Source organism: Vibrio sp. L85 (assembly GCF_963871815.1).
GTDB lineage: Bacteria > Pseudomonadota > Gammaproteobacteria > Enterobacterales > Vibrionaceae > Vibrio > Vibrio harveyi.
The window spans coordinates 159,441-172,938 of the sequence record NZ_CAWMYL010000176.1 but is presented as its reverse complement, the minus strand read 5'-3'; the positions used below and the strand labels follow the sequence as shown (position 1 = coordinate 172,938).

The window sequence follows — 13,498 nt, the reverse complement described above, 5'->3', positions numbered from 1 at the left end:
ATCATCGACAGTGTACAAGGAATACTTTATCGACATTGAGTAACACGTCTTCAATCGGGATTTGGACTTTGTTGGTGCCTTCAAAGCGAGCTGGTTGTTCAATCTCAATATCGGACACAATTAAGACACGATCCGCTTGTGCAATATCGTGGGGAGTGAGCTGATTCTCAATACCCATCGCGCCTTGCGTCTCAACCTTAATTTGTACGTTATGCTTAGGCGCAGCTTTCATTAGTGCATCTGCCGCCATATAAGTATGAGCGATGCCTGTAGGGCACGCTGTCACCGCTACGATCTTCATGTTCTATCCACTTTATTTTTTTGTGGATTTTAGCATAGTGACCGTCGGAAGGATGGATTTAAAGCAGATAATCGCAAGAGCTCTATCACAGTTTAAATCTCATGTTACATTAATCCAGTTAATGCACTTTTTGTCCTGTATTGGAAAGGACGAGTGTTGGTTACTCTGTACACAGTCATAGATGGAACAAATAACTCATGACTCTCGAGCGTGAACATTGCAAGGTACAAACAATGGACATATTAAACCTTATTGAACCGGAAACCATTTGCTTGGATTTGCAGGCTCAAACCAAAGATGAAGCGCTCAAAGAGCTCGTCGAATTGTTGGACGCGGCGGGCAAGCTCACTAGCAAAAGTCAGTTCTTGGCGGACATTTGGAAACGAGAAGAGATTGGCAATACCGGCTTTGACGAGGGTATTGCCATTCCTCACGCCAAAAGCAATGCGGTCGCAAAACCCGCAGTCGCAGTGGGCATCAGCCGCAAAGGGATTGATTACGGTGCTGATGACGGCGAACTGTCTGACGTATTTTTCATGCTGGCTTCTCCGGATGGGGATGATCATCACCACATCGAAGTCTTGGCACAAATCTCCACCAAAATCATTGAAGATGGTTTCGTCAATAAGTTAAAAGCAGCGAAATCAGTGGATGAAGCGCACGAACTACTCACTGACATTCAGTCGAACGCAAACGACTCAGGTTTAGATCCTCTGGAATTCGCATCTGAACCCCTTAGCCCTTGGGCACAAAAGCTGAGCAGAATGAAAGAGCACTTGCTGTTCGGCACTTCACATATGATCCCGTTTATTGTCGCGGGCGGTGTATTGCTATCTCTCTCTGTGATGATCTCAGGTCATGGTGGGGTTCCGAAAGAAGGCATTCTGGCTGATATCGCCAAAATGGGCATTGCAGGTCTGACACTATTTACCGCGGTATTAGGTGGTTACATTGCCTATTCGATCGCTGATAAGCCTGGTCTTGCTCCGGGAATGATTGGATCTTGGATTGCGGTTAGTCATTACAACACTGGCTTCTTGGGCGCGATTGTCGTCGGATTTTTCGCCGGCTTTGTGGTTTGGCTACTGAAGAAGATTCAATTGCCGGACAGCATGAGCTCCCTCGGCTCGATTTTTATCTACCCACTGGTTGGTACGTTTGTCACCTGTGGCGCAGTGATGTGGGTGATTGGTTCACCTATCGCCAGCGCAATGACGACTATGAACGATGTGCTCACGGGTATGGCTGGCTCAGGCAAAGTGATGTTGGGCACCGTACTGGGTGCAATGACCGCGTTTGATATGGGCGGTCCTATCAACAAAGTGGCGACCTTGTTTGCTCAGACACAGGTGAATACTCAGCCGTGGTTGATGGGTGGTGTCGGTATCGCGATTTGTACCCCGCCTTTAGGTATGGCGTTAGCAACTTTTCTATCGCCAAGTAAGTTTAAACGTGATGAACGTGAAGCGGGTAAAGCCGCGGGCATCATGGGCATGATTGGCATCAGCGAAGGAGCAATTCCGTTTGCGGCGGGTGACCCAGCTCGCGTACTGCCTGCGATTGTTGCTGGTGGTATCGTCGGTAACGTGATTGGGTTTATGTTCCATGTCATTAACCATGCTCCGTGGGGCGGCTGGATTGTGCTGCCAGTTGTGGACGGCAAGATTGGCTACATTGTCGGCACAATCGCAGGCTCGTTTACCACCGCATTGATTGTTATTGCGCTTAAGAAGACGGTCACAGAAGACGACAGTCCGGTTGGTCAATCTCAAGCGTATACATCTGTGCAAGGCGAGGGCGAAGCAGACATTCTTGCCGTGACGTCTTGTCCATCAGGTGTGGCGCACACCTTCTTAGCGGCGAAGTCATTAGAGAAAGCCGCCTGTGCGTTAGGCATTAAGATCAAGGTCGAAACGCAAGGGGCGAACGGCATCATTAACCGAATCACTGACAAAGATATCGCCAAGGCGAGGTTTGTAATCTTCGCTCACGATGTCGCCATCAAAGAGCCAGAACGATTCAGAAAAATGAAGGTGCTGGATGTCAGCACTAAAGACGCGATGCTCAATGCAGCAGCACTGTTGCAGGCGAAAAGAATCCCTTAAGTACATATCCCCAAGTAACCTCGATATGCATGGTTCAGCGAGAATGATTTGGTTTTCAGGCGAGGCAACGATTTAAAGTTCTAGTGGTGCTAAATCAAAAATCATTAACAAAGTATGCAAACCAAATCAACTCGCCCTTCGGGAGCTTGTCACTGAAGCGATTTCTTTGTCAAACATCTTGGAAATAGCTCACTATTACGCTGCGATGTTTTCCTCGAACTCGAGTCAGTGACCAAGCTCTGAATACTGCATCTTGAAGTCATTTGGGGATAATCCCACTAAGGCTATCTGCTCGTTAGCTCCATCATTTTTGATGGAGCTTTTTTTATCCCTGCGAAAAGTGCTGAACTAAGAAATCAATAAAAGTGCGAATGCGCTGAGGTTGGTACTCACTATCTTTGTAAACCAAGTACATTGGTAGCTTAACTGATTGATATTGCGTTAATACTTGAATTAACTCACCGTTGTTAAGCTCTTGTTCTACCATCCATTTTGGCATTGCAGCGATACCTTGCCCAAGCTTTGCCATTTGCACCAACATCTCAGGACTATCACTTCGAACCTGCTCTTTCACTTTGACTTTAATGGCTTCATCACCATCGCTAAAACGCCACAAGTTAGACGGATTGGAGAGTGAGTAGGTTAAGCAGCAGTGCGTACTCAAATCGTTAGCACTAAGAATAGGGTCGCGCTTGTCGATGTAACTTGGAGAAGCGAAGTAAACCAATTCGTTATCCATCAACCAACGCGCTTTTAACCCCGAGTCTTTTAGGTAGGCGGCACGAATCGCGATATCAACATTGCCTTCAACTAAATCGACAAACTTGTCCGAAACTGACACATCGACGCTAAGTTCCGGATGTTGGTTGAGAAACTCATTCAGTGGCGCAGATAACAAGCGAACGCTAAACGCACTCGGCACTGAAAGCTTGAGCTCGCCAGAGACCGACGCTTGCTCTTGTCTAAGTTGCGACTCGAAGGAATCCATTTGCTCTGTGAGTGTTTGTGCCAGTTCGAGATATTGTTTTCCACCAGAAGTTAAGCTGATAGCGCGAGCATGACGATGAAACAAGGTGATGCCGACTTCACTCTCAAGCCAAGCGATCTTCTTGCTCACTGCACTCTGAGTGGTATTGAGTTCGTTAGCCGCGGCAGTAAATGAACCTAACTGAGCAACACGAGAAAAGACTTTCAAACAATCAAATTTATCCATGATGCATTCCTGTTTGGAATGATAAGTAGCTAAATACTACTCTCCTTAAGTTTCAAGTGGAATGCTTTAATACTTCCATCATCTGTTCGGGAGTTAAAATTATGGTGTTGATTCAAGGGTTGTTAATCGCGTTTTTCTTGTTTGCCAGTTCTATCAAAATCATCGGTTGGGTGAAGCCGATTTTTGAGCCTCAGCTCGCGTTCTTCCAAAAATATGGGTTGAACCGTGCCGCTATGTTTTTGGTTGGACTGGTTGAGGTAACGGGTGCAATTTTGATGTTAATTGGCTTGTTATCGACGAACAACTTGTTAAGCGCGATAGGTGCAAGTTTTATTGTTTTCACCTCCGTTGGTGCGATGCTTTTCCATTTTCGTTTTGATACTTGGAAAGATGCGATTCCGTCAATTGTGACGCTTTTATTATCACTTTTGGTGGCTTCGCCTTTAATTGAGTTTGTTGCGCTTATTTAAGACGAAATTATTACAAGTAATGTTCTGAAATCTTTAGTAACATGTTTCAAATAGTAACTGTTTCAGATAGTAATAGTTTCAAAACGTCACTTACTTCGAATTCAAGGAGGCTTGCAATGGAAAAACTAAGAGTAGCATTTATTGGTCTGGGTGTGATGGGATACCCAATGGCTGGTTACCTCAGTAAAGCGGGCTTTGAAACCAAAGTATACAACCGCACAAAAGCGAAAGCCGACAAATGGGCTGAAGAATACCAAGGCGTGGCTTGTGAAACACCACGTGAAGCGGCAGAAGGCTGTGACATCGTTTTCACCTGTGTGGGTAATGATAATGACGTTCGTAGCGTTGTTTACGGTGAAGAAGGCATTCTGGTTGGCTTGAAAGCGGATGCAGTGTTAGTGGACCACACAACGACCTCAGCAGACCTAGCGGTTGAGCTGGCTGAAGCGTGTGCAAAGTACGGCAATCACTTCATTGATGCGCCAGTTTCTGGTGGTCAAGCGGGCGCAGAAAACGGTGTACTAACCATCATGTGTGGCGGCGAACAGAGCATTTTTGATCGTGTGTCTCCAGCGATGGATGTGTACGCGAAGCAGATGACGCTACTGGGTGAAAACGGTCAGGGTCAACGTTGTAAGATGGTAAACCAAATCTGTATTGGTGGTGTTTTACAAGGTCTGAGTGAAGCTTTGCTACTGGCACAAAAATCAGGCTTGGACATCGCTCAAGTTGTAGAAACGTTGAAGCATGGCGCTGCAGGTTCATGGCAGATGGAAAACCGCGCAAATACGATGGCGGAAGATAAGTTCGATTTTGGCTTCGCTATTGATTGGATGCGCAAAGACTTGGGTTTCTGCCTGCAAGAAGCAGAGCGAGTGGGTCTAGAACTTCCACTGACTAAGAAAGTGGATGAGCAATACGCAGACCTTCAACGCGATGGTTTAGGGCGCATGGATACATCAGTACTGATCAAAGCGGTCGCTAAAAATCAGTAGTTGATGTGTCAGTAATAGATAAACAGTTCTTTGGTATCAAAGAGCTTAAAGAAATCTAAGTTAATCATAATGAATCTCCTTGAGCATTGGTTGTGGCTAGTGATTAAGGATTAGTAATTTGAAATCAGGAGGTGCTGTTGGGCACCTCCTTTTTTATGTCTTTTAATCACACAGCGTGATGATTACAGCGTTCGCTTACTTGTTTAAGCCTAGCGCAATCTCAAGACCTTTGCCGTACGCTTCGTCCGCTTGGTATGCGTGTTGAACGTGGCGCTGTTGGATGAACTCTGGCACACCGTCCATTGCGCGAGCTGTGTTGTCGAACAGAGTTTGACGTTGCTCTTCGCTCATCAGACGGAATAGGTCACCCGCTTGGCTGAAGTAGTCTTCGTCTACACGGTGATCGTAGTGATCAGCGTTGCCATTGATGCGTAGAGGTGGCTCAGAGTAATCTGGTTGCTCTGCCCATTCTTGTTTGTAGTTTGGCTCGTAACCCAGTGTTGAACCAAAGTTGCCATCAACGCGCATTGCGCCATCGCGGTGGTAGCTGTGAACAGGGCAACGAGGTGCGTTCACAGGGATTTGATGATGGTTCACACCTAGGCGGTAACGCTGAGCATCGCCGTAAGCGAACAGACGACCTTGTAACATCTTATCTGGAGAGAAGCCGATACCAGGGACTACTGCTGCTGGGTTGAACGCTGACTGCTCAACTTCTGCGTAGAAGTTTTCTGGGTTACGGTTCAGTTCAAACTCACCAACTGGGATCAGTGGGTAGTCTTTTTGAGACCACACTTTTGTTAGGTCGAATGGGTTGAAGTTGACTTCATCCGCTTCTAGCTCAGGCATGATCTGTACGTACATCTTCCATTTAGGGAAGTCTTGACGCTCAATCGCTTCGTAAAGGTCACGGTGATGGCTTTCGCGGTCTTTACCTACGATCGCTTCTGCTTCTTGGTCAGTCAGGTTCTTGATGCCTTGCTGAGTTTTGAAGTGGAATTTCACCCAGTAACGCTCGTTTTCTGCGTTGATGAAGCTGAATGTGTGGCTACCAAAACCATGCATATGACGGTAAGAAGCTGGGATACCACGGTCACTCATTACGATAGTCACTTGGTGGAATGCTTCTGGTAGTGATGTCCAGAAATCCCAGTTGTTGGTAGAGCTACGCATGTTAGTGCGAGGGTCGCGTTTTACTGCGTGGTTTAGGTCTGGGAATTTTAGTGGGTCACGTAGGAAGAATACTGGTGTGTTGTTACCAACCAAGTCCCAGTTACCTTCTTCAGTGTAGAATTTTAGTGCGAAACCACGGATGTCGCGCTCTGCGTCTGCTGCACCGCGCTCACCAGCTACGGTCGTGAAGCGAGCGAATAGTTCTGTTTTTTTACCGATGTCAGAGAAGATTTTCGCGCGAGTGTATTTTGTAATGTCGTGCGTTACAGTGAACGTACCGTAAGCACCAGAGCCTTTTGCGTGCATACGACGCTCTGGGATCACTTCGCGGTCAAAGTGCGCTAATTTTTCAAGGAACCAAACGTCTTGTAATAGTTGAGGGCCACGAGGACCAGCAGTCATAACGTTTTGGTTATGGGCGACAGGGCAACCTGCTGCTGTAGTCAGTTTTTTGCTCATTTGATTTTCCTTGCAATATAGTGATTATTTATCGACTTTTCGGCAACTGCTCGAAAGTTATGCAAGGAGAATAGCGCTGCAACTGAGAATAAAAAAACTGTTATTAGCAATCAGTGTGATAGGTATCACCTATGCTTTAAGTGCTTGTTAAACAATGCCTTTGTGTCAATTAACATTATTTGTCGTATGGATTAAAGGTTGTTCTTGAATATGGCTTATATGAATAATTTCTGTCTATTTCAATTAAATCGGAAATAGACAGAAACTTAGGCTACTCAGCGCAGATTGGCAGTCATTAAGTTAGCCATACTTTACCTCTAGCTCTTCAGCTTTGTGGAATGCTGGATGAGTGGCAAGCTGTGCACCATAGCGTTGAATGTTAGGGAAACGCTCAATAACGCCAAACTTGTTTAGGATGTCGACAATAAACGACATCATGAAATCCGCGCCTGTTAGCCGCTCTTCAATAAAGTAGGTTTTTCCTTCAAGGCTTTGATCAACGTAACCCATGACTTTCATGGTTTCCGCATCTGCATAGTCAGCTAGGAAATTCGTTTGCGCGCCATCTTTAGCGACAAACATTTTGAGAAGCAATGGAACCATGGCTGAGCTCTCTGCAAAGTGCATCCATTGAATGTATTGCGTGTAAGCTTTGCTGCCACGTTCTGGTGCAAAACGCCCGTCCGCGTACTTCTCTATTAAGTATTCAGTGATGGCACCAGACTCTGTAACGATCTCGTCGCCATCTTCCAATACGGGTGACTTGCCGAGTGGGTGAATGCTCTTGAGCTCAGGTGGAGCAAAAAAGGTGACGCTGTCACGAAGGTAGGGTACGACCTCATAATCTACGTCCAGCTCTTCTAGTAACCAAATGATGCGTTTTGAACGAGACTGGTTTAAGTGATGCAGTTTAATCATAGAAGAATCCTTTTCTTATACAGGTTGATTAGTTTTAATAACAAGTTTGCCGAAGTTTTTGCCTTCCAGCAGACCGATGAATGCTTCTGGCGCATTTTCTAAACCTTCTACTAAATGCTCACGGTAGTGGATTTTGCCTTCCGCTAGCCATTGGCTTACATCTTTCACGAAATTTGTGTAGCTTTGCTCATAGTGATCAAAAATGATGAAACCTTGCATCTTGATGCGTTTGACCAGGATGTTGCCCATCAACATCGACATACGATCGGGACCTTCTGGTAACGCTGTCGCGTTGTATTGAGAAATCAAACCACAAAGTGGCACGCGAGCGCCGACATTTAACAGAGGTAACACGGCATCAAAGACTTTACCGCCTACGTTTTCAAAGTAGACATCGATACCTTTGTCGCATGTTGCTGCTAGTTGCTCTGCAAAGTCATCTGCGGTGTGATCAAGACAATCATCAAAGCCTAGGGTCTCTTTTGCGTACTGACACTTCTCTGCGCCGCCTGCGATACCGATTACACGACAACCTTTTAGCTTACCGATTTGACCAACCATAGAGCCGACCGCACCGGTTGCAGCAGCGACAACTAAGGTATCACCAGCTTTAGGCTGACCAATTTCCAATAAACCCACATAAGCGGTAAAGCCAGGCATGCCAAGCACACCAAGGGCATAAGAAGGATGCGTCGGCTCACTGCCTAATTTAAATAGACCTTCGCCGTTAGATAGCGCGTAATCTTGCCAACCTGTGTAAGCTACCACCCATTCGCCTGCTTGGAAGTCAGAGTTCTTCGATTCCACGACCTGACAAACGGTCCCGCCAACCATTACGTCGTTTAGTTCAACAGGATCTGCGTAGGATTTGCCTTCATTCATTCGACCGCGCATATATGGGTCGAGAGATAGGTATACGCTGCGCAGAAGCACTTCACCTTCACTTGGAGTAGGGATAGCAGTTTGTTCTAAACGGAAGTTCTCTGGGACTGGCGAACCTTTTGGACGGTTAGCCAATACGATTTGACGGTTAAGCGTTTGGGTCATGGTAAGTTCCTATATTAATTATTAGACCAGTCGTCTAGTTTTTATTCCTAAAAAATCCGCCGTACTTTTTGGGTAAAGATAAGGCGGATTAAGTGTGGTTCGTTATTTGCCTTTTAGCATACTTTGAGTGCTCTCAAAGCTGCGTATTAAGCCGGAACGATCCTGATACAGTTTGTTGAGTAAGCTTGCACCAATCCATTGATGATAAATCAAGTGGGCGGTTTGTTCTGCTGATTCAACTTGGATAGAGCCGTCTTCAATGCCCGCTTGGACACAATCTTCGATGGCTTTCACCACTTGAGTGGCACCCGAAGCCAGTCTTACACGCATTGCTTCTGAAAGATCAGAAACTTCCGCGCTCAACTTCACCACCAAGCATTTGTTGGCATTACATCGACCATTTTCAATCGCCATCCAGCGCTCGAAGTAGCTCAACAGGCGCTCAGAACCAGAGCCTTCACTTTCAGTAAAGTGGGCTGTGATCATTTTAAGGTAGCGAGAGAAGTAATCTTCAATCAATGCCTCACCAAATTGCTCTTTCGACTTGAAGTAGTGGTAGAAAGAGCCTTTCGGCACATCCGCTACCTTTAATAGTTCTGAGAGTCCAACACTGGTAAAACCTTTGATCACTACCAACTGGTAGCCGACATCAAGAATGTGTTGGCGTGTATCGTTCGTTTTTGCATTCATGACTAATACTATAAAAGCGATTAGACCAGTCGTCTAGTAATTTGTGAATCTTACTTGATCAGTTCGTATTCAATCACATACAGCTCATCGATATTTGGGTAGATCTCACGGATAAGTTCTTTCAGTTTTGGCAGTTCAATCGCTTCTTGTTCTGCGTGGAACTCGTTGATGTCATCAAACTTCAGTGGTGCTACTGACAGGATTTTAATGTCGCATACCTTGCGATCTGTTTCTAAGGTAAACACTTCCACTTCGGTATTGGGCACGTAGTGGCTTTCTGATTCATCACGAATCGTGATTGTCTTTTTACCTGCAGTGATAAGTGGTGTTAGGAATTCAAAGAAGGTGATTTTAGTTGGATGCAAAGACATAACCGATGCTCATATTAATGTAATAGGGCGAGAGTATATCTCGCCATTTAAGAAAAATATCCAAAAAAGTGCTCACCAAAGACGCCTATGTTGAGTTGCTATTTCGAGGCGTATAGTTTGTCGCTTTAGAGTGTTGAGTGCGCCGAAAATGTTATTGTTTAACAATGAGTTTTATAAGTTTGGCACAGAAATAACCTAATATAATACCGATCCAATTAGTGCTTAAGTCATCAAAACTGAAGGAGCGAGTTGCGATAAACAATTGGCTGAACTCCTCTAAAGAGACGATAAACAATAGGACGATCAGTAACCGAATACCAAACATGTCCGCGTTTGTTGCTGTCACCCATTTAGGGAAGTTAAACACGGCTAGAAAACCAATCAAAAGGCTAAAGGTAAAATGTAACGTACTTGAGCCGCCGACATAATTCTCTAGATTTTGGTATGTGACATGACTGATATCAGAACTCTTCCAAAGCGATAGAGAAATCGTCAGTAGTAACACTCCGATAAAGCTAATTCGTGCAATCGTATTTGTCATATTTACCCCACTGGAAAAAAGCCAAGATAACGTTTCACGAAGTAGAGTGCGGCTAAGTTTTGGATTGCTAAACCTATCGCCATTGCCCAAGCTGCGCCTAATACGCCGTACCATTGAGAGAGCGTGACCAGTAATGTAATGGAGATGACACCAGATACGATAGTGATGTATTTCATGGTCTTTTCATGTCCACTCATAAGCAATAAAAACCCAACTGAACCTGTTGCTACATTCACTAGTTGCCCTAGCGACAATGCAACGAGTAAGGGCGCAGCTGCAGTAAACTCTTTGCCAAACAGTTGCATAACAAACTCAGGAAAGGCGACGCACACAACCACGGGAATCATTGCTGCTCCAATATTTGCACGGCATGCCAAACGACTAAGGCTTTGCAGTCGATCTAGTTTTCCTTCCTTATAGAGTGAAGCAAACATCGGAGCGACGACGAAGTTAATTGTGACTAACACAAAGCCAATGAGTAATGAGGTGCGTTGTGCTGCAGCGAGTAAGCCAAGATCGGAAGTTGCGAGAAAGAAACCCGCAATGACCAAGCTGCCCCATTGAACCAAATTGGAAAAGATGCTGCCAAACCAAACTTGTTTTGCTGAATAGGTTAGCTCGGTATTTTTCTCCGTTTTCCCATGACTATATTGATCAGACTTAAGCCATTTGATGCTCGATTGGAGAGCGACAGCCCCTGTTGCTATGGCGAGTAAAATCATAAGGAGATCTGCATCAATTGAGTAAGCTCTCTGAGCCACTAATACCAGCGCAACCATAAAGAAGCTCACGCCGAGTTGTAACGCAAATAGCGAGGGGACAACTCGTCTAGAGGCTTGCAATACTCGGCTATTTGTCTGTCCAATAACGAGTAATGGGATCGACAACAAAGCAAGTGCCAGTGCAGCGTCGGAAACGCCAGTTGTGTTTACGTGTTTGGGGAAAAAGTTGAATGCCAAGTAGATAAAAGTACACGCTGCTACACTAAACAACAGACTTCGTGCTAGCGCGATACGGTAGTTGTTGCTCTGTTCCTCACTATTGTTATTCGAGAAACCAATAGCGTTGTACTTAACAAGCGAAACATCAAATCCTAACTGAGAAATAATGGCAGTGAAGTAAGCGAGATTAAACAAAAAGAAAAACTGCCCTGATGTCGATGCATCTGTGACTCGGGAAACGATGAGCGTTAAAAGAAACGCAAAACCAGCACTCAGAACACGGGTAACTGCGGTTTGAAAGCCGAGGGAAAACAGACTTTTTTCCTTGTTCTGAGTGGCTGCGCGCTTTTGTTGTAGTTGTTGAAGCATTTGATCCTCTAGCTGTAAATGCTGATTAGCGCGATTCGCTGTTTTTCTTCACTAAATGTTTCATTGAGCTCCTTTGAGTACTGATTGAAGTCAATATCGTGGTAGTGATTAATGCAATGGGTGATTTGTTTTGCCATCTCTTGTGGACCTTGTGCCAAGAAAGGGTAGTTAAGATCTTTGGTGGCACCGATAGAGCGAATGACCATAGGTAAATGCAGCTTCGCCGCTTCAAGAATGGTCAGCGGCATACCTTCCCAAGCAGCAGTATGTAAGTACAAATCCGAAGTTTTGAGTAGGCTAACGACTTCATCTCGTGGAATCATGCCCGTGACTTTAATACCTTGTGCACGTAACTGATCTTCAAGCTCTCTCTCGCCGCCACCAATCCAAGTGATATCAATATCATGTGCTAACTCAGCCTTTTTGATTTGACCGAGTGTATCAAGCAAGAACTGAGGATCTTTTTGTGGAGCGACTCGTCCTAGAATGACCAATTTCAGTTGAGTTTTGTTAGTATTTGGACTGCGCTCTTCGCTACCATAGGTTACGTAGTTATTGAGTAACTCAGCGCGCTTAGCGCCTATGCTGATGGCTAAATCGCATTCGCGTTGACTGCACCCAGCAACAACATCGATTTTTTTAAGCGCGATTTTTTCTAACGTCTTGTAAATCTGTTTGGCAAAATTGGAAATATCTTCACGTTCAAATGCATAACAGTGGGGCGTGTAGATAAGGCGAGCATGACCGAGCTTTAAGAATCGACCGAGAAAGCCCGCTTTACTTGAGTGCAAGTGAACAAAATCTGGCTTGATCTCCGCAATGAATGCGTTTGCGTCCTTCATGAATTGCAATAAGTTGCCCTCTACCCATTTTGTGTGGCTAAAGACATGGTTGCTTGATTCATTAGTCATATCATTTGAGCGAGCACGAGCAAGCAATGAATGCTCGAATGCTTCGCTACGCGAAGAGTGAACGTAGCTGTAGAGTGCTGTTTGAACCCCACCGCCAAAAGCTTCGGTTATGTGCAGTACTTTCTTCATTATGCTTTGGTCCCTGGAGTTTGCTTCCACTTGTTCTTAAATGCTGCACGCTCTTGCTCTGAGTAAAGGTGACGATAAAGAGGAAGATCGTACATGTAGAAAAGCTTGGAGAAGTCGTAACGCTCTTTAAAGTACTGATGGATATTGGAATACCACTTGTTTTTTGCTTCGTTGCTGTTTTTAAGAATAAAATCATCAAGCTGAAGAAACTCACCGATCTCTTTATCAAGGGAGCTCAGCTGTTCGCATTTAATTAGAATGACACTCGCCTTTTCATTACTGAATGTATAAAAAGGTTGAGTGTTATCAATCTCTTGGCGAAGTACATCGATGTTGAAGTTACGTTTAAGCTCGTTATCGAACCAGTTAGCAAAATAATTAAGGTTAAGGTAGTTATCGAAGCAATGCTCTAAATGTTTGTAAGTCACATCCATATCGCGATGGATAGCGTCGTTTTTCTTGCCTTCGATGAATTGAATATGCAGGTCTTGGAAAAAGCGGGAGAAAACCGTTGCAATTGGATCACGTACCAGAGTCACAATCTTGATGTTGTCGCGCTTTTGTAAGATGCGTTTTCTTTTGTTGAGAACAAGGCGATACATAGTGCGGTTTTTAAAGTCGAAGAATTTACTCACATCTTTTTTATTGTGGTACATCTGGAACTCTTCGTGATCATCAAACGTGTGGATGTGGTAGCTCGGAATTTTACGCTCACCCAAAGTATGCTCAATAGACGACGAACCGACTTTACCCATTTGGTAAACCAGCACGAAATTGTCTGCTTGAAGTTCTCGGTTTTTCTCAAATTGTCGAGAGATTGAATATTTCATTTATCCTATCCTTGATAGCTTTAAATTGTTTGCTC

General features: G+C 44.8%; 14 protein-coding genes. 3 read left to right on the top strand and 11 right to left on the bottom strand.

From position 1 onward, the window contains the following. Position 1: 1 nt before the first annotated feature. Positions 2-301, bottom strand: a complete 300-nt coding sequence (locus AACR11_RS18240; protein WP_005441202.1) for a PTS fructose transporter subunit IIB — start codon at positions 299-301, stop codon at positions 2-4. Between the two features lie 233 nt (positions 302-534). On the opposite strand from AACR11_RS18240, the gene AACR11_RS18235 reads away from it, so the two are divergent. Then, complete coding sequence (locus AACR11_RS18235) at positions 535-2,406, top strand: fructose-specific PTS transporter subunit EIIC (RefSeq protein ID WP_020194036.1); 1,872 nt, start codon at positions 535-537, stop codon at positions 2,404-2,406. A gap of 325 nt (positions 2,407-2,731) precedes the next feature. Here the strand turns inward: AACR11_RS18235 and AACR11_RS18230 are convergent, their stop codons facing one another. Beyond that, positions 2,732-3,619, bottom strand: coding sequence for a LysR family transcriptional regulator (locus tag AACR11_RS18230; protein WP_029790101.1), 888 nt, complete (start codon positions 3,617-3,619; stop codon positions 2,732-2,734). 101 nt (positions 3,620-3,720) lie between these two features. Here AACR11_RS18230 and AACR11_RS18225 point away from each other — a divergent pair, with 101 nt between their 5' ends. Together AACR11_RS18225 and AACR11_RS18220 are read left to right on the top strand one after the other, a co-directional pair. Continuing rightward, on the top strand, positions 3,721-4,089 hold the full coding sequence (locus AACR11_RS18225) for a DoxX family protein (RefSeq protein WP_029790100.1): 369 nt from the start codon (positions 3,721-3,723) through the stop codon (positions 4,087-4,089). 116 nt (positions 4,090-4,205) lie between these two features. Further along, a complete protein-coding gene (locus AACR11_RS18220) occupies positions 4,206-5,084 on the top strand; it encodes an NAD(P)-dependent oxidoreductase (protein WP_029790099.1) in 879 nt (292 codons plus the stop codon). Between the two features lie 195 nt (positions 5,085-5,279). On the opposite strand, the gene AACR11_RS18215 is transcribed toward AACR11_RS18220, so the two are convergent. From AACR11_RS18215 to AACR11_RS18175, 9 genes are all read right to left on the bottom strand, one after another. After that, positions 5,280-6,716 carry a catalase gene (locus tag AACR11_RS18215; RefSeq protein ID WP_029790098.1) on the bottom strand — a complete coding sequence of 479 codons (1,437 nt, stop codon included), beginning with the start codon at positions 6,714-6,716 and terminating at the stop codon, positions 5,280-5,282. A gap of 300 nt (positions 6,717-7,016) precedes the next feature. Next, entirely contained in the window at positions 7,017-7,634 is a 618-nt protein-coding gene (locus AACR11_RS18210) for a glutathione S-transferase family protein (RefSeq protein ID WP_029790097.1), read from the bottom strand. Between the two features lie 15 nt (positions 7,635-7,649). Beyond that, complete coding sequence (locus AACR11_RS18205) at positions 7,650-8,681, bottom strand: NADP-dependent oxidoreductase (protein ID WP_029790096.1); 1,032 nt, start codon at positions 8,679-8,681, stop codon at positions 7,650-7,652. Between the two features lie 102 nt (positions 8,682-8,783). Next, positions 8,784-9,371, bottom strand: a complete 588-nt coding sequence (locus tag AACR11_RS18200; RefSeq protein ID WP_029790095.1) for a TetR/AcrR family transcriptional regulator — start codon at positions 9,369-9,371, stop codon at positions 8,784-8,786. Positions 9,372-9,421: 50 nt separating this feature from the next. Beyond that, a complete protein-coding gene (gene yqfB, locus AACR11_RS18195; protein ID WP_029790094.1) occupies positions 9,422-9,742 on the bottom strand; it encodes a N(4)-acetylcytidine aminohydrolase in 321 nt (106 codons plus the stop codon). A 151-nt stretch (positions 9,743-9,893) separates the two neighbouring features. Beyond that, a complete protein-coding gene (locus AACR11_RS18190; protein ID WP_050908213.1) occupies positions 9,894-10,283 on the bottom strand; it encodes a VanZ family protein in 390 nt (129 codons plus the stop codon). A gap of 2 nt (positions 10,284-10,285) precedes the next feature. Further along, positions 10,286-11,593: an oligosaccharide flippase family protein gene (locus AACR11_RS18185; RefSeq protein ID WP_029790092.1), complete on the bottom strand. Its 1,308-nt coding sequence runs from the start codon at positions 11,591-11,593 to the stop codon at positions 10,286-10,288. An 8-nt stretch (positions 11,594-11,601) separates the two neighbouring features. Further along, the gene (locus AACR11_RS18180) at positions 11,602-12,633 is read right to left on the bottom strand and encodes a glycosyltransferase (RefSeq protein ID WP_009697149.1); all 1,032 of its coding nucleotides are present in this window, start codon (positions 12,631-12,633) and stop codon (positions 11,602-11,604) included. Then, positions 12,633-13,463: a putative capsular polysaccharide synthesis family protein gene (locus AACR11_RS18175; protein WP_029790091.1), complete on the bottom strand. Its 831-nt coding sequence runs from the start codon at positions 13,461-13,463 to the stop codon at positions 12,633-12,635. The genes AACR11_RS18180 and AACR11_RS18175 overlap by 1 nt, the downstream gene beginning before the upstream one ends. Between the last annotated feature and the right edge of the window lie 35 nt (positions 13,464-13,498).